The 23,654-nt window shown below is 25.9% G+C and carries 25 protein-coding genes and 1 pseudogene; 14 read left to right on the top strand and 12 right to left on the bottom strand.

Going from position 1 to position 23,654, the window contains the following annotated elements; genetic code table 11:
- From Q3223_RS17485 to Q3223_RS17445, 9 genes and pseudogenes are all read left to right on the top strand, one after another.
- A pseudogene (locus Q3223_RS17485) lies at positions 1 to 954 on the top strand (hypothetical protein); the annotation flags it as partial.
- A gap of 19 nt (positions 955 to 973) precedes the next feature.
- Positions 974 to 1,321, top strand: a complete 348-nt coding sequence (locus Q3223_RS17480) for a hypothetical protein (protein ID WP_223195749.1) — start codon at positions 974 to 976, stop codon at positions 1,319 to 1,321.
- Positions 1,322 to 1,332: 11 nt separating this feature from the next.
- A complete protein-coding gene (locus Q3223_RS17475; RefSeq protein WP_021382821.1) occupies positions 1,333 to 1,503 on the top strand; it encodes a hypothetical protein in 171 nt (56 codons plus the stop codon).
- A gap of 260 nt (positions 1,504 to 1,763) precedes the next feature.
- Positions 1,764 to 3,566 (top strand): hypothetical protein, encoded by a 1,803-nt coding sequence (locus tag Q3223_RS17470; protein WP_407812286.1) that lies wholly within the window; start codon positions 1,764 to 1,766, stop codon positions 3,564 to 3,566.
- A 121-nt stretch (positions 3,567 to 3,687) separates the two neighbouring features.
- Positions 3,688 to 3,954, top strand: a complete 267-nt coding sequence (locus Q3223_RS17465; protein WP_219674152.1) for a hypothetical protein — start codon at positions 3,688 to 3,690, stop codon at positions 3,952 to 3,954.
- Positions 3,954 to 4,751: an N-acetylmuramoyl-L-alanine amidase gene (locus Q3223_RS17460; RefSeq protein WP_223195747.1), complete on the top strand. Its 798-nt coding sequence runs from the start codon at positions 3,954 to 3,956 to the stop codon at positions 4,749 to 4,751. The genes Q3223_RS17465 and Q3223_RS17460 overlap by 1 nt, the downstream gene beginning before the upstream one ends.
- Positions 4,752 to 5,234: 483 nt before the next feature.
- The gene (locus Q3223_RS17455; protein ID WP_223195746.1) at positions 5,235 to 5,978 is read left to right on the top strand and encodes a LytTR family DNA-binding domain-containing protein; all 744 of its coding nucleotides are present in this window, start codon (positions 5,235 to 5,237) and stop codon (positions 5,976 to 5,978) included.
- A gap of 217 nt (positions 5,979 to 6,195) precedes the next feature.
- Positions 6,196 to 7,596, top strand: a complete 1,401-nt coding sequence (locus tag Q3223_RS17450) for an ADP-ribosyltransferase (RefSeq protein ID WP_407812285.1) — start codon at positions 6,196 to 6,198, stop codon at positions 7,594 to 7,596.
- Between the two features lie 41 nt (positions 7,597 to 7,637).
- A complete protein-coding gene (locus tag Q3223_RS17445; protein WP_407812284.1) occupies positions 7,638 to 10,316 on the top strand; it encodes a binary toxin-like calcium binding domain-containing protein in 2,679 nt (892 codons plus the stop codon).
- A gap of 150 nt (positions 10,317 to 10,466) precedes the next feature.
- On the opposite strand, the gene Q3223_RS17440 is transcribed toward Q3223_RS17445, so the two are convergent.
- The 7 genes from Q3223_RS17440 to Q3223_RS17410 form a co-directional block, all read right to left on the bottom strand.
- On the bottom strand, positions 10,467 to 10,832 hold the full coding sequence (locus Q3223_RS17440; protein ID WP_223195743.1) for a hypothetical protein: 366 nt from the start codon (positions 10,830 to 10,832) through the stop codon (positions 10,467 to 10,469).
- Entirely contained in the window at positions 10,832 to 11,638 is an 807-nt protein-coding gene (locus tag Q3223_RS17435) for an AAA family ATPase (RefSeq protein ID WP_169470166.1), read from the bottom strand. Before Q3223_RS17435 ends, Q3223_RS17440 begins: the two co-directional genes overlap by 1 nt.
- 231 nt (positions 11,639 to 11,869) lie before the next feature.
- Positions 11,870 to 12,103 carry a hypothetical protein gene (locus tag Q3223_RS17430; protein ID WP_223195742.1) on the bottom strand — a complete coding sequence of 78 codons (234 nt, stop codon included), beginning with the start codon at positions 12,101 to 12,103 and terminating at the stop codon, positions 11,870 to 11,872.
- Between the two features lie 26 nt (positions 12,104 to 12,129).
- Positions 12,130 to 12,963 (bottom strand): hypothetical protein, encoded by an 834-nt coding sequence (locus Q3223_RS17425; RefSeq protein WP_407812283.1) that lies wholly within the window; start codon positions 12,961 to 12,963, stop codon positions 12,130 to 12,132.
- Between the two features lie 54 nt (positions 12,964 to 13,017).
- Positions 13,018 to 13,461, bottom strand: a complete 444-nt coding sequence (locus Q3223_RS17420; RefSeq protein ID WP_223195740.1) for a hypothetical protein — start codon at positions 13,459 to 13,461, stop codon at positions 13,018 to 13,020.
- A 70-nt stretch (positions 13,462 to 13,531) separates the two neighbouring features.
- Positions 13,532 to 14,233, bottom strand: coding sequence for a DUF4367 domain-containing protein (locus tag Q3223_RS17415; RefSeq protein ID WP_223195739.1), 702 nt, complete (start codon positions 14,231 to 14,233; stop codon positions 13,532 to 13,534).
- Positions 14,226 to 14,768 (bottom strand): sigma-70 family RNA polymerase sigma factor, encoded by a 543-nt coding sequence (locus Q3223_RS17410; protein WP_223195738.1) that lies wholly within the window; start codon positions 14,766 to 14,768, stop codon positions 14,226 to 14,228. The genes Q3223_RS17415 and Q3223_RS17410 overlap by 8 nt, the downstream gene beginning before the upstream one ends.
- Before the next feature lie 271 nt (positions 14,769 to 15,039).
- Here Q3223_RS17410 and Q3223_RS17405 point away from each other — a divergent pair, with 271 nt between their 5' ends.
- Together Q3223_RS17405 and Q3223_RS17400 are read left to right on the top strand one after the other, a co-directional pair.
- Positions 15,040 to 15,552, top strand: a complete 513-nt coding sequence (locus Q3223_RS17405; protein WP_407812282.1) for a nitroreductase family protein — start codon at positions 15,040 to 15,042, stop codon at positions 15,550 to 15,552.
- Positions 15,553 to 15,597: 45 nt separating this feature from the next.
- Complete coding sequence (locus Q3223_RS17400; protein WP_223195736.1) at positions 15,598 to 15,909, top strand: hypothetical protein; 312 nt, start codon at positions 15,598 to 15,600, stop codon at positions 15,907 to 15,909.
- Between the two features lie 196 nt (positions 15,910 to 16,105).
- Here Q3223_RS17400 and Q3223_RS17395 read toward each other — a convergent pair whose 3' ends face one another.
- The 3 genes from Q3223_RS17395 to Q3223_RS17385 all read right to left on the bottom strand — a co-directional run bounded on the left by Q3223_RS17395 (position 16,106) and on the right by Q3223_RS17385 (position 17,798).
- Positions 16,106 to 16,366 (bottom strand): hypothetical protein, encoded by a 261-nt coding sequence (locus Q3223_RS17395; protein ID WP_223195735.1) that lies wholly within the window; start codon positions 16,364 to 16,366, stop codon positions 16,106 to 16,108.
- Positions 16,367 to 16,469: 103 nt separating this feature from the next.
- On the bottom strand, positions 16,470 to 17,615 hold the full coding sequence (tnpB, locus tag Q3223_RS17390) for an IS200/IS605 family element RNA-guided endonuclease TnpB (RefSeq protein ID WP_407812281.1): 1,146 nt from the start codon (positions 17,613 to 17,615) through the stop codon (positions 16,470 to 16,472).
- 57 nt (positions 17,616 to 17,672) lie between these two features.
- Complete coding sequence (locus tag Q3223_RS17385) at positions 17,673 to 17,798, bottom strand: hypothetical protein (protein ID WP_284959440.1); 126 nt, start codon at positions 17,796 to 17,798, stop codon at positions 17,673 to 17,675.
- Positions 17,799 to 17,998: 200 nt separating this feature from the next.
- Between Q3223_RS17385 and Q3223_RS17380 the strand changes: the two genes are divergently transcribed.
- Entirely contained in the window at positions 17,999 to 18,622 is a 624-nt protein-coding gene (locus Q3223_RS17380; RefSeq protein WP_223195733.1) for a hypothetical protein, read from the top strand.
- Between the two features lie 618 nt (positions 18,623 to 19,240).
- On the opposite strand, the gene Q3223_RS17375 is transcribed toward Q3223_RS17380, so the two are convergent.
- Both Q3223_RS17375 and Q3223_RS17370 read right to left on the bottom strand, forming a co-directional pair.
- Positions 19,241 to 19,390, bottom strand: a complete 150-nt coding sequence (locus Q3223_RS17375) for a type I toxin-antitoxin system toxin (RefSeq protein ID WP_169470172.1) — start codon at positions 19,388 to 19,390, stop codon at positions 19,241 to 19,243.
- A gap of 212 nt (positions 19,391 to 19,602) precedes the next feature.
- Positions 19,603 to 20,817 (bottom strand): replication initiation protein, encoded by a 1,215-nt coding sequence (locus Q3223_RS17370; RefSeq protein WP_223195732.1) that lies wholly within the window; start codon positions 20,815 to 20,817, stop codon positions 19,603 to 19,605.
- A 1,017-nt stretch (positions 20,818 to 21,834) separates the two neighbouring features.
- Between Q3223_RS17370 and Q3223_RS17365 the strand changes: the two genes are divergently transcribed.
- Positions 21,835 to 22,482, top strand: coding sequence for a hypothetical protein (locus Q3223_RS17365; protein ID WP_407812280.1), 648 nt, complete (start codon positions 21,835 to 21,837; stop codon positions 22,480 to 22,482).
- Between the two features lie 407 nt (positions 22,483 to 22,889).
- Entirely contained in the window at positions 22,890 to 23,537 is a 648-nt protein-coding gene (locus Q3223_RS17360; RefSeq protein ID WP_407812279.1) for a hypothetical protein, read from the top strand.
- Positions 23,538 to 23,654: the final 117 nt, after the last annotated feature.

Here is a 23,654-nt window from a genome sequence, read left to right as displayed (position 1 = left end):
TACTCTGTAAATAATATAACTATTGAGCTTGGCACTGTTGCTGGTGGTAAAATGTTAGATAAAACTGTTACATTTACAAAAGGTAATACTAAACCAAAATTAAATATATCCTCTTACAATTCCACTTCTGCAACATTTATAGCAATAGACACAGATAATAATTTAAGTAAAATAGAGTGGTATCTTGATGATGTATTAAAAGAAACAATAACAACAGATTTAACAACAGAGAAAACAATAAACTATGAACTTACAGACAATGCAATACACACACTTAAAATAGTAGCTACAGATTCAGAGAATGCAACTGCTGAGAAGGTTTTAAGTATCAGTAAAGAAATAATGCCACTTCAATCTGATGCAACTTTACAAGATATATCATCTAAATTAGTAGAGATTGGAGAAGGTTTTAAGAATGGGAAAACAAGCATTATAAATACTCTAGCACTTAAAAATATAGATGCCAATTTAAATAATACACTTGTTGAGTTATCAGAAAAAATAAAGACTTCTTTTGATAGTTCAGATGCTAGTGTTGAGGAGTTGCAAAATAGGATAACAGAATTGACTAATCAATTAAGTCAAAGGATTAAATATGCGACAGGTACTTATACTCCACCAGATGGTTCTCAAAATTCCTTAGTTGTTCCAACTAATTTAAATTTTGTTCCAAAAACTATTTTAATCATGAGTTTTGGTTTAAGTGATGGTTCAAATCCGGCTAAATTTCTTAGTTGTGGTATTAGTATCAATTCTGCAGGTACAAATATTAAATATAACAATGGTTCATATACTCGAATTATTGGTAGTGCTAGTATTAGAGATATTACTGCCGATAGTTTTAAGATTGAAATTGGTAAGGGTGATATGAATGCTGGCGTTGATTTTCCTTTTAAATTTAATAAATTTTCTTTTAGGTGGTATGCGTTAGATATAGAGTTTTTATATAATTAATATAATATGAGGTGATAGAATGAATAGAGGAAATAGAATAATTTACGACCAAACAGGTAAGGTATGGATACAAACAGGTGAAGCAGCAGGAGATATATTAGAGCATGATACAATAACAGAATTAAATTATATCGATATTGAATTTGGAAGTATAGACTATGGTAAACAGTATATAGAGTCTATAAATCCAATCACAAAAGAGCCTGTTTTAAAAAATATAGAAGTCATTTTGACAGATGAACAAAAGAGATTAAAAGTATTAGAAGAAGAATTAAGTATGTTAAAAGAAGAAAATAAGAATAGAGATAGTGAGATAGTAAACACAGCATTTGAAGTAGTAAATATGAAATTAAATAACAATATTTAGGAGGAATCAACATGTATAACTTATTAAAATTAATGATAGAACAAAAGAACTATAGTGCTAAAGAGGATTTACAACATAAGATTGATGTATTCTATGCAGTAAACAGGATTTCAGAAGAACAATATTTAGAGTTAACAGCTTTATTAAATAAAGAAGAAACACCAGTAGAACCAACAGTATAGAAGGTTCTTTTTTTATTCCTAAAAATATATAAATTCATTTACATTTTGCCCACACTTCATCTACACTTTGCAGACTTTTATAGTTTTAAAATTAGGTACAATAAAACCATAAATTAAGAAAGGAGTATTGTAAATTACATTTTAATGATTTAGTAAGAAATATAAATAAGATATTAAAAGAAGTAATGTAAGAAGTAAAAGGTAATAGAAATAGTCTAAAAGATATGTTACCTATATAAAAAAGAAAGGAAGTGATATGTATGAGTGTACATTTTCCAAGATTATATGTGCCTTCGCTTATAACAGTACAAAAACCTGCTACTAAAATCGCCATAAAGCCGTGGGATTATTGCGATAAAAACAAGGTTGCCGATTTAAATGGTGCGTATGATATGATGAATTGCGTATTGCCGAATGGTGATTCCGTTGGTTGGGATAAAAGTGGAAGTTTTGACGCATACCCAGGCAATCGCTATAAATTAACCTATAGCTATTTTTTCTCACCACAAAATTCGAGCGAATGGACTAGATATTATGAAGATTGTTACTTTGATTGCCAATATAAATCCACAACACCAAGCATAAGTGGAACAGATGGTTCGCTTGGTTCTAAGAGTAGAGGGTTTGGTATAGATTATACAATAACAAATGAAGATAGTTACACATACACAGTAAAAACATATCTAAATGATGTTTTATTTGATACAAAGCAAGCCGTAAAAGATACAAAGTATACTATAAATGTACCTGATTCACTTATTTTGTCTCTTCAACTAAACTCTAACAATAAGATTAAAATAGAAGTTACAGGAGGTTATGGGGTAGGTGCTATCTATAGAAATTATACATTTACAAAATCTAATAGTATACCAACAATAAGTGGAGTAAATGAAAATATAGGAGATAAAAGTAAGGGATTTACTTTAAAATACACAGTAAATGACTTAGACTACAGAGATACTATAAATGTTGTTACTAAACTTAATTCTACTATTTTAGAAAATATCACAAATATAGAGAAAAATAGAGAAAAGGAAATTGTGTTAACAGATGAAAGAATATTAGCACTTGGAATAGGTTCTAGTAATACAATAAGTATTGTTGCAACAGACAACAATAATGCTAGCACAACAAGAACATATACATTTACTAGGAGTAATAATTTACCTCAAATAGTAATAAATGAATTTAATAGCACACAAGTAAAATTCATAGTATCAGACTTAGATAATAATTTAAATAAGATAGAGATATTTCTAGATGATACTTTAAAAGAAACTATAACTACAGATTTATACTTAGAAAAGATATTTAATTATACATTAAATGATAATGCAATACACACAATTAAAATTAAAGCTACAGATATGCATGGATTAAGCGAAAAGTTAATAAGTGTATCAAAAGAGATACAACCACCACAGGATGATTCTTCCTTACAAGAAATTGAAAGTACAGTATCTACAATGAAAAATACCTTTATAAATAGTAAAACACATATCATTAATAAACTAGCGTTAAAAAATATAAATGCTACATTAAATAATACTTTGATAGAAATGGGAGAGATGATAGGCACAGCATTCAGTTCAGCAGATGCTAGTGTGCAAGATTTGCAAAGTCAACTTACAGAGAAAAATAATACTATCACCCAGTTAAATGGTACTATAAGTAATTTGCAAGAAGAGGTAAATAGTCGATTAAAAATTTACACATTTTCAGGATATATTGAAACTGGTGATTCTAATAATTTTGGCGGATATGGTAATAGCAGAGGACATTGGTATTTTCCTTTACCTTTTAAACCTAAATTTTTTCTTGTTACTGGTGCTCCTGGTACTTTGCCAGGTAACAGTTATAAACCTGCTAAAGTTGAAGGTGCATATAATTCTTTAACAGAAATGAGATATGCATATATAAACAATTCAGACTCTAGTGTTTATTTTAGTTCTTTGGTTAGTGACCAAGCTATTAGCCTTGGTCAAAATATTTTCCATGCTTATATTTCTACTAAGACTATATATACTTATTATACTACTATTACTGTTTATGCTATTGGATAATATAAATATATAATTAATTATTCATTACATTAAAAAATATAAAGAATCTTTTACAATTAAACATTAAATAAAAGAGACTTAGTTTGAATCTAAGTCTTTTTTAATATAAAAGGAGGTTATTATGGAAGAGCTAGTAACACAATTAAGTAGCCTAGGAGCAATAGGCATATTATGTGCTCTACTATTTAAAAATACAATGCAAGAGAAAAAAGAGGATAGAGACATGTATAAAAAAACTGTAGAAAACTTTATTGAATTATCCACTCAACAACAAGAAATAAATAAAAATCTACTTTTAGAAATGGGTGTAATAAAAATAGATGTAGAAGATATAAAAGAAGATGTGACAGACATAAAAGTTATGCTACAAAAAGAAGGTGATAAATAATGAAAATTGCAATAGTACCAGGTCACACACTAACAGGAAAAGGAACAGGAGCAGTTGGGTATATAGATGAGGGAAAAGAAAATAGAACCTTAACTGATTTAATAGTAAAATGGTTAAAATATGGCGACGCAACTGTTTACACTGGTAAAGTTGATAAGTCCAATAATTATCTTTCTGAGCAATGTCAAATAGCCAATAAACAAGACATAGACTTAGCAGTACAAATCCACTTTAACGCAAATAGTACAACATTAAACCCTATGGGAACAGAGACATTATATAAAACAAATAATGGGAAAGTATATGCTGAAAGAGTTAATTCAAAGTTATCAACCATATTTAAAAATAGAGGAGCTAAAATAGATGTAAGGGATCTCTATTGGCTTAAACATACCAAAGCACCAGCAATATTAATCGAAGTATGTTTTGTAGATAGCAAAGCTGATACAGACTATTATATTAAGCATAAAGATATAGTTGCGAAATTAATAGCAGAAGGTGTATTAAATAAAGACATAAATACTAAAGGCGAAAATAAAATGTATAAACATACAGTCATTTATGATGGAGAAGTTGATAAAATATCAGCAACAGTAATTTCCTGGAATTATAAAAAAGAAGAATGTTTAGTTTGTGATATAAAAAATTACAAACCATATCAAACTGAAAATTTATATGTTGTTGGAACAGGAGCATGTAATAAGATAGACTCATTGAGCAAAGAAAAATATACAACTCTAAAAGGTGATGATAGATTTGGTACTCTTCATAAAGCCTTAAATTTTATAAATAAATAGATTAATATTTCCATTATAAAATGTATAATATAATTTATATTATACATTTTATATAAATTTATATATTATTTATTAATTATTTATTTTATAATTTTTTATATACATTTTTAAATACATTTTGAAATTTCTTATTTTTATTTATTTTGTTATACAATTTTGTCACTTTACTTATGTTCCCTTAAAATTATGCTTTATTAATAAATATAAACATCGTTAAGTATGTATAATTGAAAATTGTGCTCTATTTTATAGATTATTAAGTTAAAAAATAAAAAAAATTTTATCATTGTAGAATTTTAAATTTAGATATATAATTATATAAATTATACATATGTATATTTATTTAAGCTTAGATGAAATTAACTATCTTTTGATTTGACTTAATTATTTAATAAAGATTAATCTTTTACAGAAACTTAATATATTTAAATCTAGATATACGAAATAGATTACTTTTGTTTAAAAGAGGGAGGCGGAAGTATAGTGAATATATTTATTTTTGATACTGAGTCAAATTTTAGCATGAAATTAAAAGATATAATAGGTAATATTCTAATGAAGAAATGTTGGGATAATTATAATGTTGATATTCTAGAGAATCTAGAAGATGTTTTAGCGCAAACCAATGATATTGATAAAGCAAAGATATTTTTTCTTGGTGTAAATCATGATTCGCATAATGGATTACATATAGCAAAAAAAATCAGAGAAATTGATTATCATAGCACTATTATATTTCTTACAAGTTTCCCAGAATTATGTATGAGTGTATTTACATATAGAATAGAAGCTATGGATTTTATATTAAAAGATGATCTAAACATCATAAAAAGTAGAGTAGAGGCTTGTCTTGAAACCATAAATAAAAGACACAATAAAAATGGACTTATAAAAAATGGAAAATTTTTAAGTTTTTATTCAGATCATACTTTCTGGAAAATAAAATTTGATGATATTATATATTTTGAGACAAGCCCTACACCTCACAAGATTAAGGTAGTTACAAATAATAATACAATTGAATTTTATAGTAGTTTAAAAAACATATCTAAATTAGATAAATGTTTTTTAAGAACACATCAATCATTTGTTGTAAATAGTGATCATATCTTTTCTTTAAATCTAAAAGAAAAAAAAATTAACATGGATAATGGTAGTGTATGTTTTATATCAAGTTTATATCTTAATGATGTTAATAAGCTTAAATCAACACAAGTATTTGGATAAGTTTATATTTTCACAATAAAAAACAAATAAATTGCTTATATAGGCAGTTTATTTGTTTTTTATTGTAAAAATACATTTTATTATATATTAAACTGCATTTTATCATAAAACTTTAATTTTATGATGGTAGAATAACATCTTATGAAATACAATAAATAAATTCATTTCTATGTATATAATAATAAATAAAATAATGTTATGTGAGGAGGAATGAATAATGAGAAACAAAAAAAATCATAGGAAGTTTAAAAGTTATTTATCCAGAATTTTAGTAGCTATTTTAATTTTTACTACTTTAATATTTAGTAATGGCATAAATGCCGAAACACTATCGGGCTACAACCACTCAAATAAAAATATGACATTATACAAAGCTCCAATAGAAAGACCTGAGGACTTCCTAAAAGACAGAGAAAAAGCTAAAGAGTGGGAGAAAAAAGAAGCTGAGAGGGCAGAAAAAGGACTTGAAAGAGCAGAGAAAGAAGCTTTAACAGAATATAAGAAAAATGCAGCAGAAATAAGTAAGTATTCCAGAGAAAGAAATTATTTTTATGACTATGAAATAAAAGATAATCCTTTTGAAAAAGATTATAAGGATCTTAAAAGCGCAGTATCAAAAAACAAGTTAGATAAACCTATGTATGTTTACTATTTTGAATCTGCTGATAGATTTGCTTTTAAAGGCGAAATTAGAGGAAATACAGAAAATGAAATTAGTTTAGAAAAATTTAATGAATTCAAAGATATTGTTCAAGACAGATTATTTAAACAAGATGGATTTAAGGATATATCTTTATATGAACCAGGTAATCAAGACAGTAAACCTACACCATTACTTGTACATTTAAAATTACCTAAAGGAACTGGGATGTTACCATATCAACAAAGTAATGAATCTGTAAGTACACTAATAGAACAAGGATATAGTGTTAAAGTTGATAAAACAGTTCGTATAGTTATAAGTGGAAAACAATATATAAAAGTTGAGGCATCTTTAGTAAGTAGCCTTGATTTCAAAGAAGATGTAGGTAAAGGAGATTCTTGGGGAAAAGAAAATTATAATGACTGGAGTAATAAATTAACTTCTGAACAACTTGCTGATATAAATGGTTATATGCGTGGAGACTATGTTGCTATTAACAAATATTTGTTAGAAAATGGACCAACAAATAATCCTGACCCAAAATTAGATTCTCAAATAAATAATATAGAAAGTGCACTAAAAAGTAAACCTATTCCATCAAACTTAACTGTATATAGAAGAGCTGGTGCTCCTGAATTTGGCTTAGAAATTTCATCACCAGGATACAATTTTAACCTAGAAGCAAATGTAAATGCATTTAAGGAAAAATGGGAAGGACAAACATTAACATATCAAAATTTTGTAAGTACTAGTATAGGCAGTGCAAACATGAGTGCATTTGCTCCTAGAAAAATAGTACTACGTATAAATATACCTAAAGGTTCTCCTGGTGCTTACTTATCAGCTGTACCTGGCTATGGTGGGGAATATGAGGTTTTATTAAACCATGGTAGTAAGTTTAAGATTAATAAAGTTGATACTTATAAAGATAAAACTACAACAAAATTAATTGTTGATGCAACATTATTAAATTAACAATTGATTTAAATATATTTCTAATATAAGGGGGAGAAAAAATGAAGGTACAAATGAAAAACAAAAAATTACTGAGTTTTTTAACACTTACAGCTATCGTTAGTCAAGCTCTAGCATATCCTGTATATGCACAAACTACTAATAATTATCACTCTACTAAGAAAAGAGAAGTTGTAAGTGAAGATACACTCCCAAGCAATGGATTAATGGGATATTATTTCACAGATGAACATTTTAAAGATCTAGAATTAATGGCTCCAATAAAAGATGGTAATTTGAAATTTGAAGAAAAGAAGGTAGATAAACTTTTAGATAAAGATGTATCAGATGTAAAATCTATACGCTGGACAGGAAGAATAATTCCATCAATGGATGGTGAATATACACTGTCTACTGATAGAGATGATATATTGATGCAGGTAGATGCTAAAAGTGATGTTGCAAACACAATTAAAGTTAAAATGGAAAAGGGTAAGGAATATAAAATTAGAATAGAATTACAAGACAACAGTCTAGGTTCTATAGATAATCTATCATCACCTAAACTTTATTGGGAATCAAATGGAAATAAGGTTGTCATCCCAGAAGAAAATCTATTTTTAAGAGATTATTCAAAGATGGAAAAGAATGACCCATTTATTCCAAATAATAATTTCTTTGATCCAAATTTGATGTCAGATTGGGATGATGAAGATTTAGATACAGATAATGATAATATTCCAGATGCATATGAAAGAAATGGATATACTATAAAAGACTCAATTGCTGTAAAATGGGAAGATAGCTTTGCAAGCCAAGGATATAAAAAGTATCTATCAAACTATTTAGAATCACATACTTCAGGAGATCCATATACAGATTATGAAAAAGCTTCGGGTTCATTTGATAGAGCTATAAAAAGAGAGGCAAGAGATCCATTAATTGCTGCATATCCAGTAGTTGGAGTTGGTATGGAAAAATTAATAATGTCTACAAATGAACATGTATCTTCAGATCAGGGGAAAACAGTTTCTAGAGCTACTACAAACAGTAAAACTGACTCAAATACATCTGGTATATCTGCCACAGTTGGATATGAGGAGGGTGTATTTAAAGCTAGTGTAACAGCAAACTATTCTCATACATGGGATACTTCAACTGCTGTACAAGATAGTAATGGCGAATCTTGGAATAATGGATTACAAATAAGTAAAAGTGAGTCAGCATATGTAAACGCAAATGTTAGATATTATAATACTGGTACTGCACCTATGTATAAAGTTACACCAACAACAAATTTAGTATTAGATGGTGATACATTATCAACTATTAAAGCACAAGATAATCAAATTGGTAATAATTTATCACCTGGTGATACTTATCCTAAAAAAGGTGTTTCTCCTTTAGCTCTTAATACAATGGATCAATTTAGTTCTAGATTGATACCATTGAGCTATAACCAAATGAAAAAATTAGATAATGGTAAAAATATTAAATTAGAAACAACACAAGTTAGTGGAAATTATGCAACTAAAAACGCTCAAGGACAACTTGTTACAGAGGGAAACAGTTGGTCAGATTATATAAGTCAAATAGATAATATTTCTGCTTGTATAATTTTGGATACAGGAAATGATACATTAGAAAGACGTGTAACGGCTAAAGACTCTTATGATCCAGAAGATAAAACTCCACAACTTACAATAGGAGAAGCAATTGAAAAAGCTTTTGAGACTAAGAAGAAAGATGGTCTACTTTATTATAATAATTTACCTATCGATGAGAATTGTGTAGAACTTATTTTTGATGAATATACTTCAGATACAATTAAAGATAGACTTAAAGAATCAGATAGTAAAAAAATATATGATATTAAACTTGAAAGAGGTATGAATATACTAATAAAAGTTCCTTCATATTTTACAGATTTTGATGGATATAATAATTATCCTAGTCAATGGAGTAATTTAGATACATCTAATACAATTGGAATAAAAGGCCTTGCAAATAGACTTAAAGCTCAACAAGAAACAAAGATAACAATACCTATGTCTAAATTAAATCCTTATAAACGTTATTTGTTTACTGGATTCTTAAAAGATAATTTCGCATCTGAAATACTATCTGTAAATATTAAAACAAAAGATCAACAAAGTGGTCAAGGTAAAGTAGACCATATATTTGCAACTAAAGATTATAACAAATTTGGCTTACAATTTGAAACAACTAAAAAAGATTCAGAAGATGTAGAAATAATATTAAAAAATAATGGCTCAAAAGATATATTCATTGACAACTTATCTCTTGTAGAATTAAACTCTACACCTGAGATACTTAAAGAAGATGGAGGAGAAGTTAAAGTTCCAACAGATAAAGAAATAATCGATGCACATAAAACATATTATGCAGATTTTGAATTTGATTCAGTTGGAAATTCTTATTTTAAAGGTTTTTATTTCAAACCTACAGATACTAATAAAGATGCTCTTAACTACATCAATAAATATCATGTGTATGCGACACTTGAAGGCTCTACTGGATCTGGTGTATATAAAGATATTGGTACTAGAAATAAAGAAATTCGTCATTATGGTGGTGATGAAAATCAACCTAACACTAATTATATAAATTTTAAGACTTATGATACAGACTTAGCAAAATTATTGACATATAAACCAATGAAAATATATGCTGTAACTCCTGATAATAGAGAACTATTGGTTTTTGAATATAAAAAATAAATAATAATGAAATAGTAAGGCATACCCCCAACATACAACATATATTACTCTATAAGAAAACATATTAAAAATATAGTTTTCTTATAGAGTTTTTTATTTTACTTACAAAAAACATTTTATTTAAAATTATTTTAAAACTTTAATAATAACTTATTTTCTAGGTCCTTTATTTTTATTTCTTTTATCATACTCTTTTGCTATCTTATCTATATTTAATTCTTCTGGTAAATGACCTTTAGTTGCCCTTACATTAGCCCTAATAAACTCATTTATTACTTTATTTAATGTAGTCTTTTTAAGGTGTGCTATAGTCTTTAATACTTTCAAATCCTCATCATCAATATATAATGTAACTTGTCCTTTTTTAGTCTTTTTATTTTCTTTTAAGTCTAATAAGTTTATCCCTGGAAGTTCTGTATGTTCATTAAATTTATTTTCAATTTCTTTATTGATTTCATTTTTATAGTCTTTTCTAGGTATAGATATCTCTTCCTCTTCTAATTCAAATTTACTCATTATAATACCCCCTTATTAGTAAGTTCTTCTATTAAATCATTTAATTCTTCTCTAACTTTATGAGCCTTTTTTATTTTTCTACAATAGTCATCTATACTTAACTTATTTAGCACACAATTTTTTACTATAGTGCTTTCACTTATTTTTACATCTGATAAATCTTCTTTTATACTATCAAACCTGTCAAGATAATCCATAAATATATCGCCAGAAGTTAACTTTCTTGAAGTAAAAGAATTTATTACAACAGCTCTTTTTGCTTCATTAGTTTCTCCCATATCCTCTAAATCTTCATTATATTTTTGATAGAACAGTTCACAACCTCTTATACTTGCTATATCTTGAAATTCAAGAGGTGTAATAATACTGTCTGAAATAAATAGAAAATTTCTAGCAATCAAGTCATATGAAGGAGACAAATCTATTAAAATATAATCATAATTTTTAAGAGTAGAAATATTTTTCTTAAACCACTTAAAAGCGACTTTTTCTCTACTAGTTTTTATAGTTAAATACTCTGATAAAACAGATAAAGATAAATCACTTGGTATTAAGTCTACATTTGGATAATCTTTTAATGGAGATTTTATTATTAATTCTTCTGCACTTATATCATCCTTAAATGCATCTAGAATTGTTTTTTTATTATGTACTATTTTATATATGAATTGTGTAAAGTTTGCTTGGGTATCTCCATCAAGTATAAGTATTTTCTTGTCTTTTTTTGATAAATTAAGAGCCATTAGATATGCTAATGTCGTTTTCCCAACCCCACCTTTTACATTAAATAAACTTACTATTTTCATTTCAATCCTCCCATGAATTTTATTGATATATAGTATTATATCATACTTCCGATTGTATTCGGGATTTTTAATTAAAAAATCAAAAATAAATTAATAAATAAATTAATAAATAAATTTAAATATAATTTATTTATTAATTTATAAAATCATCTTCTTAATGCTTACATCTTTAATTTATGATATACGAATTTAAAAACACTTACTAATCATTTATAGTAAGTGTTTTTAAATTCATATATTAAGTTTGTATCCACAACTTGGACAATACTGCATCTCATCAAGGCTTAATCTCATATCAATATACTTACCACAATTTGGACACTTATGCATTCTACATACTTGCCAATCTGCTAATAGAGTAATTATACCTAGAATATAAAAATTAAAGGCCATAAACATTACAGCAATTGCTAACAAGATTAAACTTGCTATTCTTATAGTTTTAATTTTTTTAGAAAATGTCATAACGATGACCTCCATTATCATTTAATTTATATTACAGTATCAATACGTGGACCAGATAAGTTCTGTTTACATGCATTATTTACATAATTATTAATCCATGTAGTATCAGAATAATGTTCAGTGTAATATGTTTTTGAATCTGTTTTACTCTTTCTCACAGATTTATTATTTTTATCAAGTGTATATAAATCTACATAATTTTTTAGATCTAATTTTGATGTTTCTAAATACCATTCTTTACTTTTTCTAACTGGATTGTATTTTTTATAACATCTTCTACTTTTAACTTTACTAATAGTTGATGATAATTTATCTCCATTTATATATTTGCTTTGAAAAGTACTAGGTGATATACCAAGAAAAGTTGCTGCTTTCCATGCATATTTTGTTTTAACTCCTATCGTTAAATTAAAAATAACATCTACCCAATGTGCCATACCATTACTTTTTTTATTTAATATTTCCTCTTTTCCTGTGTAGTTATCTACAACAGTTGTACATTCTATACCATCTGCTCTTCCTTTAATTTTAGGTTCCACAAGTATAGTTTCAGTTCTAGTAAAACCATCTATGGCCTCTTTTTCTTCTTGTATCTTTGTTTGTTCAATAAATTTATCTATATCATCTCCAGAAAAAGCATCTTCTGGGCTAATAATTTTTACTGTATTTTTATCAATCCCAGCATTTTCTAATATCTCATTAATCTCACTATTACTCAAATTTATCTTATTATAATCTTCATCAAGCACAATATTACCTCCAGTAATTTCATTTGCAAATGAACTTGTTGGAATTATAGTTGTCAAAATCATAATTGATACTAATGGCAATGCTAGTCTTTTTCTTAGTTTTATTTTCATAAATATCTCTCCCATCATATTATATTATTTAAATTATTTATTATATGTACTTTTTTAATACTTTCTTTCACTACTTACTATATTTTTACTTTCAGAGTCTGCTTTTATTACAGAATAAACCCTATAATATCCTTTACCAACACTCTTTGTTTTAGAAAGTGTGCATGACTCTTTTCCTGCAGAGCTCCATGTTTGAATCGTAGACCATGTTTTTCCATTATCACTACTTTTTTGTAAACTAGCACTTATTGATGTACTTTTCACACTATCTCCACCCTTTACAAAACATTTTACTGTGGCAACGCCACTAGAAATACTTAAATCACAAATACCAGATTTAATTTTAGCCATTCTCTCCATAGAATTATACATATATACTAGTGCTAAATTTTCTTTTCCATTCACCTCTTGTAAGGTATCTGCAAAAGCAGGAAGTGAAGATGTTAACAAACATGTTGATAAACAAATTACACTTATAATTTTCTTTTTTAAAACCATAAAAATCACCTCTCTATCTGTTATATACTGCTATAACGAATAAAGAAGTGATTTCTGGACACATAAAAAATTATTTTATTTTTTTTGCCATTTTTATCAAAATATCTTTATAAAACTCTAAATTTCCTTTATCATGACAATCTACATTAATCAAATATACAAAATTATTATCATTCCAAAACAATTGTAAAAAGGTTTCTTTTTCTATATATTTTGCCTTATATCCATTTATAGTTATATCTTCAACCTTTGCATCCTCTGTATCTAATATAATAGAATTTAAACTAATTTTATCTGTTATATATTGTATCTCAATATTTTCATCATTTTTATATGTAATAACAAAATCATCCACTCTATCAACTTCTTTAAATCCTTTTGGTATATAGCCAGGTTCTTTGTTTTTTAAACTAAGATTATCTTCTTCATTAGTTGAAAAAACAAATGAAGTTAAGTCTTCATATACTTTGACTACTAATTCAAAGAAACGTGTACGCAATGCCTCACTACTCATAGTAACAGTAAATAAACTAGCTAAGACTATCAAAAATATAATAGCTGTTCGCTTTGAATAGAAAATAATTTTATTTGTAATGTTACTTCTTTTTTGCTGCTTAATGAGTTTTTTCATCTTTCGTTCAAAACCTTTTGAAAAGACATGATTTAATTCATCATCTGAAGGAAGGTTGTCAAGAATAATTTGTGTTGCAATTGGAATATTTTCTTGAAGCATATCATCTGTAATATCAAAATCATCTTTTTTATTACTCAATATTCTCAACCTCCATTTCTTTTAATATTTCTTTTAGTTTTTTTCTAGCACGTTGAATCCTCTTATATACATTCTCCTCCCCTAAATTTAATGCCTTTGCTATTTCTTTATTTGAAAAACCATATTGGAATTTTAAAGAAAGTACTTGAAAGTAACTTTCATTAAGTTTTGCAAGTGCTATAGCTAAATTACTTTCACACACTTTATCCTCTATAGAAAAGTTTATCTCTCTATTTTTATATTCTTCTTCAATATCAGATACTTTCTCCCTTTTTCTTTTTCTGTAAAAGTCTATAGCAATCCTTTCTACTATTATAACGATAAAAGCCTTCGTTCTTGGACTATCTACTTCATCAATTTTATCTATATTTTTAATTATTCTTAGAAAAGCATTATGTACAGCATCTTCTGCTAAATGATCATCCTTTAATATTTTATTTGCCACATAAAACATTATCTGTCTATATTTTTCATATATCTTTTCAAACTTGATTTTATCTTCTTCAAATTCAAGCATTGATAAATAAATTAACATTTATAATTCCTCCAAAGTAAATATCTCGAATCAATATTTTAGAGTCTAATTATAACATAGATGCATCTATAATTCTATTTAAATAGAGTATTGTTATGCCTGTATTTAGAAATAATATTACACATTTTAAATTATATATTAAATTATAAAACAATTTATTTTTTATATTATTTTATAATTTATATTATTCTATAAAAAAATAAGTGTTTATTTTTTTATAGAAGCTATAGATTGAATTTAAAGTAATGATATTATTTAAAGGAGAATCTATATGTTGGAAGTTATAAAAAATAGACGTTCAATAAGAACCTATATAGGTAAAAAAGTAGAAGAAAGCAAAGTAACTGAAATACTAAAATCAGCTATGCAAGCACCGTCATCAAAAAACGCTCAACTATGGGAATTTATTGTAGTAGATGATAAATACCTCTTAAAAGAACTATCAAAGTCACAACATAGAGCAAAACATATAGAATTCGCACCACTATGTATAGTAGTACTTGGAAATAGAGATAAATTCTTGAAGCCTGGTAAATGGATGCAAGATTTAGGCGCTTGTACACAGAATTTATTGTTAGAAGTCACCAATCAAGGATTGGCTGCTTGTTGGACAGGTGTTTTTCCTAAAAATAAAGTGGTAAGTAAGATTAGACAAACTCTAGACTTGCCAGTAAAACTAGTACCTTATGCACTAGTATCTATAGGATATAGCGAAGAAAAAAATGAATTTATAGATAGATTTGATAAAGATAAAATACATAGAAATGTATATAAAGATGGATAACATTTAGTAATATAAATGAAAATACATAGTAAAAAGGGGGTTTTTATGAAGAAAATACTTTCTATAATATTACCAAGCATGATAATAATTGCAATAACTCTATGGGGTAGAGCTGAAAAAAATATATTACTTGGATTATTTTTACTGTTTCCAATCATCTTTGTTATACAAGGGATAATGTATTCAGATTTCAAAAATGAATTGCTTCTAGGATTCATTTTATCATCTATAGCATTTATAGTACCTGTAAATTTAATGTATAACATGGGAAATTGTATAGATTTATTAATAGTTTATAATATGTTGGGTATTGGAAGTTTCTTAGCTAAAAAGAAAATCTCTTCTAGGCATAATTAATCCTTTTTAAATTGATTCTTGCTAATTTTAACAATAATCTTTCATACATGAATTTCACTTTTATAGATTGTATTTTTTATCTTATCTATAAAATTAATTCTAATATAGTTCAGTTCTTAATTGACTTCATACAAAAATAATTTTAATTATAAATTCTTTTTAAATTTATAATATCTTTTTTCATCACATTCAATTACTATTTTTTCTCTAAATTTATAGTTTCTTCATTTCCATTCCAAGATATAATTACTTTATAACTAGATTCTCTATTTGAATAAAGACCTGGTCTTTGTATTTTTATTGCCTTTTCTCGACCTGCTTCTAAAACTTCTCCATTTACAATTACAACTGCATCTTTCCCATCTATAAACTCATATGAATAATCGAATTTTTGGTCAAATACTTTTTTACTATCTTTATATTTTATTTCTAATTCTGATCGTTCTTCAGTAGTCACAAACTTAGCTGTCCAATGTTCAGACTCTCCATTGAACTACTCCACCTTAACTACCTTCGGTAATGTTTGAAGATGGAGATTCCTATTCGATAGCACTTTTGCACTAAGCATTCATAGGCTCTAAGGGCTGTTCCATCCCCACTAATCTTAATCCTTCTCTTAGTATATTTATACTGGCATTTATATCTCTGTCATGTTGTGTATTGCAGTCTGGACAAATCCACTTTCTAAGTGCTAAGTTTTTTACATCTTTATTTCTATGACCACATACACTACATAACTGACTGGATGGATATGTATTTCCTATTACAGAAACTAATCTCCCATACCAAGTAGCTTTATACTCAAGCAATCTTCTAAATTCATACCAACTAATTTCACTTATTGCACCTGCTAATTTATGATTCTTAATCATATTACTCACTTTCAAATCTTCTAAACAAATTATTTGGTTTTCTCTAATTAGCTTAGTTGATATTTGATGTAAGTAATCTTTTCTTTGATTAGATATTCTTTCATGTATCTTAGCTACTTTATTTTTTTGTTTATTCCAATTATTACTGAACTTCGTCATCTTTGATAATCTTCTTTGTTCCAATTTCAATCTATAGTTGGCTTTTCTTAACCATTTAGGATTTTTAAATATGCTTCCATTGGAGCATATTGCAAAATCTTTTAAACCTAAATCTATGCCAATATATTCATTAGATTCTTTTAATGGCTTTATGTCAACCTCACAACATATACTAACAAAATATTTATTTGTAGGTGTTTTTGATACAGTAGTATTTAATATTCTACCATTTATATTTTGAGTCACTTTAGCCTTAACCCATTTCAATTTTGGTAGTTTAATTAGGTTATCCTTAATAGTTATATTATTGTTCACCCATTTACTTTCAAAACTTCTTTTAGGATTTCTTTTGCTTTTGAACTTTGGAAATCCTTGTTTATTTCCTTTTTTAAACTCTCTAAAAAAGTTTTTATATGCACTATCTAAATCATCAATAGTAGCTTGCAAGCTGGTTGAATCAACTTCTTTAAGCCATTCATATTCTTTTTTAAGTGATGGAAGCTTTTTAATTAAATCATACTTTGAATATGACTCGCCTTCATTTTCATATTTTTCTTTTTGAAGTGCTAACACGCGATTGTACACAAACCTTGAACACCCAAAAGATTTTTCTATTATTTCTTTTTGAGTTTGATTTGGATATATTCTAAACTTAAAAGCTCTCATCTGTATCATTTTTTCACCTCCTTTTAATTTATATTAGCATGTTTCAGGCTTTCATCTCCACCCTACTTACGTTGAGGATGGAGTATTTCGCCTATTGTTGATAAAAATATTTTCATCATCTGTTTTACTAAATATAAAAAATATAGAGATTGCAAAAACTATAAAAATACCTAAAAAAAGTTTTTTTACCATATCAATCCCTCCTTTAAATAATTACTTGTATTATATCATTAAAATGACTTACCTTGACAATTTATCAAAATTTTCTAAATATTTTTACTTTTTCATTCTATTATTATAGAATATATGATATAATTTAAAAAAGGAGGATTTAATAGCAATTTTAACTGGTAATGTATAACCAGATTAATTAAGAAAGGAAGAGTGATTTTATGAAAAAATTTTCTAAATTATTTATTTCTCTATCTTTAATGTTTTCTCTAGTGCTATTGATAACAGGCAGAAGTTATGCAAACAACTCAAACAATGAAATATTACATAATAATAAAATTAAAATTACAGTTACAAACGATCAAACAGGAGAAGTCACTACTTTAAATCCGATAGACTTAAAAAATGAATCAAAAACTAATTCAATTGTATATAATAATGAATTAGGATATGAAGTTTTTATTCCAATAGAAGAAGGTATCACTCCTTTTGAATCTACAGGTGGAACACAAACATCAGGAGGAGTAACTGCTAAGTTGAATGTTAATTATGACGTTAGCTCTACTAATGAGAAAGTCAGATTAAACAGAGTTTATGGCAGTTGGACTCCAAGTTCTAGCTTATACACTTTGTCAAATAGATCAGTTAATGCACACTCTGGTGTTATTACTGGAAAAAAATTAACTAAAAGTCCAACATCAAATACGTTCTCATATACTACTGGATGGGGGTACAACGATAGAACTTGGGGAGATAATGCGCCAAGAGCTTGGAGCAGTGCTAAAATCCATGTTCAAGGAATGACTGCGACACATACAATTAATGTTGAATTCACATACTCTTAAAATTTTGAAAGTTGTTGATAATTATGAATAAAAAGAATATATTCAATAATATGTTTCTTATTATTTATCCAGTTATAATATTAATATCTATGTTCTTTAACTCATTATTGCATGAGCAGATAATAAGATTTAATATTAATAAACTTCAATTTATAATTTTTATATTGGTTTATTTTTTAATATTTTCATTATTTATATATAAGTTTTTGATAAAAAAAGAGAGTTTTCATATAGCATCTTTGATTATAGGTATGTTTTTGATAATAATCATACAAATCCCACAAGTTTTATTAATGATTTCGCATAATTTATTCAGTATTGTTTATGGTCAACTTCAATTAGAGATATTTATGTTTGGAACACTTTTGACTTTATATATAATAATGATTATTATGTATTATAAAGAAAATCATAAAAAAACAAGAGATTAATACCTCTTATTTTTTATACTATCTTAAAGTCTATCTTAAAAATCTTTATATTTAATAACCCTAGAACATGGAGTTTTGGCAATCCAATATAAAATTGTATCAAAATTAAGTTTTTGTGCTATAATAAAAGCAAGAGAACTATATTCTATTTAGCGACAGAATGGAGTTCGTAATTTAAAATAAAAAATTATTTGAACTTTTTGAACTTGATTTTTAAATCGAGTTCCCAGCCACTCTTGCCGGAGTGGCTTTTTACATGTCTAAATAATTTGCAAATTAAATAGAATATATAGCTAGCAAAAACACCAGCTAATACATTTAGTAAAAAGTTATCCATGTAATTCACCTCCCTTCAACATTGTTGGGAGGATAATCTTTTGTTACACAAATTCCACTCTTTTTTAGAATATATTTTTTCTCTTGCTAAAATTAATTGTACCATAATATGGCGATTAATTGACTTTATTTAAATAAGGATTAATGATTTATATACTAATTTTCTTTTTATTTTGTTTAATAACTTAATATATAAATTAAAATATAACTTATTTAAAAAGTTATTCTATCTTTTTCTTTTTCACATTTCTCATATACTGCTTTAAATGCCTCATATTTTTTCTTATCTGGCTTAATTATTCTTTCAAGAAAAGTGACAGGATTCATATCAAGTATTTGCATTTCTTCTAACTGTTCCTCAGTTAAACTCATTTCTATAAGTTCTACTTCAATTGCATTTTCTTTTGCTTTTAAGTAAGATATTTTATTTCTTAAAATCGAAGAAAATAATTCATAATTTGTTGCAACTATTTTAGAAGAGTTATCTTTTTTTAAAGCAATTTCTTCTGCTTCTAACAATAGTTTATAATACTTTGGTTCACTAAAATTGTATTCTCCAAACTCTATCTTAAATAAATTTTTCAGTTTATCACTCAGAGATATTTCTTCTGGTATAAAAAAATCTTTTTTATTTAAGTTCATACTCTTATTCTCATGTCTTTCCTCAATAACGTCTTTTTTATCTTGATAAGAAGTTTCTATATTTTCCTTTTTCTCTCTTATAGTAAATTCTATTGATTCAACACTTCTGCCCTTACGAATTGGCTTGTACTCAACAAATATATCTGACTTTTCATTAATCTGTTCTGTACTCTTTTTTAGTACATACTTATCAAGATCATAATATCTTTTGTATTTATCTTGTATTTCTAGAAGTTCCTTAAAATAATCTAATTTAAAAACTATTCCTTGCCTTGTCCCACTCCATTGCTTTAATAACTCATAAATTCGCATAGCAAAAAAAGTTGTAAAAGAATAAATACTTGCAAAATCTAATTTGGTGAAATTTTCCTCTATTGCTTGTATGTATTTAAATATGTGCTCATCTATTATTAAAGTTATTTCATTATAATCCAAATCCCCTTTTATAGCGTACCACTGTGTCCTTATAAACTGATCTCCTATAATTACACGAGGTTGATTATTCTGTATTCCTTCAATTAAATTTTTAAACTCCTGTTTAGTTATATTCTTATCTACTATTCCACTATAGTCTTTGTATATAGTATCAAATTTGAAAGAAATCTCTCTTGAAGAATAATTCCTCTTTTGAATTATTTCAAAAAGCTTATACACAAATTTCTGTTCAGAAGCAGAAAGAGTATATTTTCCTTGTATAAGATTATTGTGTTTTACAAGACTATTGTAGTCTTTAAAAATTTCTTTTTTATCGTATTTATTATAAATGACTCTTTTTACATTACCCATATATCTTAATGTATTAAGCTAAAAGTTAATACATGCCTCCTTCCTTAATTTCTAATAAAACAATAATACATTTTTAGTTACAGTTATATATTAACCTATTTTTCACGAAAAATATATTATTTTTCGTTTTTAGTTTCCCAAATGCTCGTTTATTCATTTTTTGAAATAATTTATTTGAAATTAATTATTAAAAGTTTATCTTAAAATATACCAAAATATTGAAATTTAAATGTTTTATAAGATTTTTTATTTTTTATATCTACAAAGATTTTATTTTTTACACTTTTATTTTAAATTCATAAATTCCCAAACACTCGTCATTAAAAACTCCCAAATGCTCGTTGTTAAATTCCCAAACACTCGTCGTGAAACTCCCAAATACTCGTTGTTAAATTCCCAAATACTCGTCGTTAAATTCCCAAATACTCGTCGTTAATTCCCAAATACTCGTCGTTAAACTCCCAAACACTCGTCGTTAATTCCCAAATACTCGTCGTTCGATCTCTGTACATAAGTAGTTTCAATGTGTCCAAATCGCCTAAAATAATAAAATATAAAATAAATAAAATGTTTTTAAAATAGAATAGAATAGTAAAAGGGAAAACACAAATACTTTTCTATTCTGTACTGTTTATAAAAAAATACAAATATATTTCTTTTATAAATTATCAAGTTATATAAACAACATTTAAATTCTCATTCTTTGTAAAAACAACTTATATAAAAGGCTTACGTCTCAAATAAATTTAGAAAGGCTTTTTAAAGAGTTTTAAAACGTCTGTAACACTTTTAAATAATAAATACAATAATTTACTTTATGATAAGGACAAACTACCTTAAAATGGCAATAAAATGGAATACATAATCTATTAGAAAATTCAAAGCTATATTTAATTAATTTAATTAGTCTATTAATGAAATAGTTAATAATTTTAAAAAAGGATATGTAATTGAAAAATATTAAAAGATATAATAGTATTTTATCTAAGGATAACTTGAAAAGAGAGGGGAAAAGTAATGCATGGATTATTTGGAGGATTCATTAAGATATATAAATATCAAATGATTTTGGTTATTTTAGTTTATATTTTATTTTTTATACAAAGTAGATTTAAGTTTAAAAATAAGTCTTTAAAATTTATAAAAGAAAATAATAATGTATTAAGCTTGATGAATTCATGGGAATGTTTTTTTATACTTTGTATCCCATTTGTAGGATATTTGGGTTTTGTATTAGCTATTTTAGGAATGCTTCTTAACTTAGGAGGAGATTTTGAAAAAGATTATGCTAAATATTTGTTAGATGTAATTAAATCTATTTATGACACAGAAGAAGATATTAATAAGCAATACAAGAGAGAATTTAAGAGAATAGAAAATATTTTATCTGATATTAAAAATCCCTACCACAAGATAGTGGTAGAAAATGCAGCTGTTCTCGATTCTTTTATAAATGAATACAACAATATAAAAGACTATCTTAAAACTGAAAAAGAAAAGATTGATATGTATAATGAAATAAAAACATCTTTAATTAATTTTCTAAAATTTACTGATAATATGGTTAATAATCCTGAAAAAAAAATGGCTTTAGATGAAAAGGAAATATTATTAAAAGATATTAAGAAATATACTAATATGTTAAAAGAATATATGAAGATGTAATATGTATAATTAATACTTAAAATTTAATATCTTTAAAGTAATAAAAATAATAATAGAATAAAAGATCGGAATATATTAATATAAAATTTAAATTATATTTTATGTTAATTAAGTAAGTAGCAGAGTAGTTTCAACTACTCTGTTTTTTATAATTTAAATTTTAAAATAAATTATTTTTAAAATTAATATATAATTTAAAAAATAACTTAATTAAAAGTTTATTTATATAATTTAAAAAATTAAAAAAACAATAAAATAGGATAACTAATCTATTTAAGAATTTGAAGCTATATTTAATTATATTAATGGAATCTTTGATACTTTTAAAAAAGATATATCATTGAAAAATATTAAAAGGTATAATAGTATTTTATCTAAGGATAATTAAAAAGGAGAGGGGAAAAGTAATGCATGAATTACTTGAGGCATTAATTAAGATATATAAATATCAAATGTTTTTAGTTTTTTTAGTTTTTTTTCTGATTTTTATACAAAGTAAATTTAAGTTCAAAAATAAATCTTCGAACTTTCTAAAAGATAATGTTAATGTATTAGATATAGTAGGTTCATGGACATATTTTTTTGTATTTTGCATACCATTTCTGGGGTATTTGGCTTCTGCATTTGCTATTTTAGGAGTGCTTCTTAACTTAGGAGGAGATTTTGAAAAGGATCATGCTAAATATTTATTAAATGTAATTAAATCTATTTATGATAAAGAAGTAGATATTAATAGACAATATGAGAATGAGTTTAAAACAATAGAAAGTATTTTATCTGACATTAAAAATCCTTACCACAGAATAGTCGTAGAAAATGCAGTTATCCTTGACTCATTTGTGAATGAATACAACAATATAAAAGACTATTTTAAAACTGAAAAAGAAGAACTTGATATATATAACGAAATAAAAATATCTTTAATTAATCTTTTAAAATTTACTGATAATATGGCTAATCGCTCTAAAAGAGAAATGGTTTTAGATGAAAAAGAAATATTATTAAAAGATATTAAAAAATACAATAGTATGTTAAAAGAATATACAAAGCTATAATATATATAAGTGATATTTTAAACTTGAATAGTATTAATGTTTCAAAGGATGTTAAACAAACATATAAAAAATAGTATCAGTAATGAAGATTTTTTCTCATTTAAAGAGATTATTAAG

Source organism: Clostridioides sp. GD02367 (assembly GCF_045900275.1).
Taxonomy (GTDB): domain Bacteria; phylum Bacillota; class Clostridia; order Peptostreptococcales; family Peptostreptococcaceae; genus Clostridioides; species Clostridioides difficile_A.
The sequence above is the reverse complement of the archived record's forward strand: the minus strand, read 5'-3'. Positions and strand labels throughout refer to the sequence as shown.

Excerpts from the sequence above, each read along its gene's own strand:
- Q3223_RS17480 (WP_223195749.1), top strand. The coding sequence starts at position 974 with ATGAATAGAGGAAATAGAATAATTTACGACCAAACAGGTAAGGTATGG.
- Q3223_RS17475 (WP_021382821.1), top strand. The coding sequence starts at position 1,333 with ATGTATAACTTATTAAAATTAATGATAGAACAAAAGAACTATAGTGCT.
- Q3223_RS17470 (WP_407812286.1), top strand. The coding sequence starts at position 1,764 with ATGAGTGTACATTTTCCAAGATTATATGTGCCTTCGCTTATAACAGTA.
- Q3223_RS17465 (WP_219674152.1), top strand. The coding sequence starts at position 3,688 with ATGGAAGAGCTAGTAACACAATTAAGTAGCCTAGGAGCAATAGGCATA.
- Q3223_RS17460 (WP_223195747.1), top strand. The coding sequence starts at position 3,954 with ATGAAAATTGCAATAGTACCAGGTCACACACTAACAGGAAAAGGAACA.
- Q3223_RS17450 (WP_407812285.1), top strand. The coding sequence starts at position 6,196 with ATGAGAAACAAAAAAAATCATAGGAAGTTTAAAAGTTATTTATCCAGA.
- Q3223_RS17445 (WP_407812284.1), top strand. The coding sequence starts at position 7,638 with ATGAAGGTACAAATGAAAAACAAAAAATTACTGAGTTTTTTAACACTT.
- Q3223_RS17440 (WP_223195743.1), bottom strand. The coding sequence starts at position 10,832 with ATGAGTAAATTTGAATTAGAAGAGGAAGAGATATCTATACCTAGAAAA.
- Q3223_RS17435 (WP_169470166.1), bottom strand. The coding sequence starts at position 11,638 with ATGAAAATAGTAAGTTTATTTAATGTAAAAGGTGGGGTTGGGAAAACG.
- Q3223_RS17430 (WP_223195742.1), bottom strand. The coding sequence starts at position 12,103 with ATGACATTTTCTAAAAAAATTAAAACTATAAGAATAGCAAGTTTAATC.
- Q3223_RS17425 (WP_407812283.1), bottom strand. The coding sequence starts at position 12,963 with ATGAAAATAAAACTAAGAAAAAGACTAGCATTGCCATTAGTATCAATT.
- Q3223_RS17420 (WP_223195740.1), bottom strand. The coding sequence starts at position 13,461 with ATGGTTTTAAAAAAGAAAATTATAAGTGTAATTTGTTTATCAACATGT.
- Q3223_RS17410 (WP_223195738.1), bottom strand. The coding sequence starts at position 14,768 with ATGTTAATTTATTTATCAATGCTTGAATTTGAAGAAGATAAAATCAAG.
- Q3223_RS17405 (WP_407812282.1), top strand. The coding sequence starts at position 15,040 with ATGTTGGAAGTTATAAAAAATAGACGTTCAATAAGAACCTATATAGGT.
- Q3223_RS17400 (WP_223195736.1), top strand. The coding sequence starts at position 15,598 with ATGAAGAAAATACTTTCTATAATATTACCAAGCATGATAATAATTGCA.
- tnpB (WP_407812281.1), bottom strand. The coding sequence starts at position 17,615 with ATGATACAGATGAGAGCTTTTAAGTTTAGAATATATCCAAATCAAACT.
- Q3223_RS17385 (WP_284959440.1), bottom strand. The coding sequence starts at position 17,798 with ATGGTAAAAAAACTTTTTTTAGGTATTTTTATAGTTTTTGCAATCTCT.
- Q3223_RS17380 (WP_223195733.1), top strand. The coding sequence starts at position 17,999 with ATGAAAAAATTTTCTAAATTATTTATTTCTCTATCTTTAATGTTTTCT.
- Q3223_RS17375 (WP_169470172.1), bottom strand. The coding sequence starts at position 19,390 with ATGGATAACTTTTTACTAAATGTATTAGCTGGTGTTTTTGCTAGCTAT.
- Q3223_RS17370 (WP_223195732.1), bottom strand. The coding sequence starts at position 20,817 with ATGGGTAATGTAAAAAGAGTCATTTATAATAAATACGATAAAAAAGAA.
- Q3223_RS17365 (WP_407812280.1), top strand. The coding sequence starts at position 21,835 with ATGCATGGATTATTTGGAGGATTCATTAAGATATATAAATATCAAATG.
- Q3223_RS17360 (WP_407812279.1), top strand. The coding sequence starts at position 22,890 with ATGCATGAATTACTTGAGGCATTAATTAAGATATATAAATATCAAATG.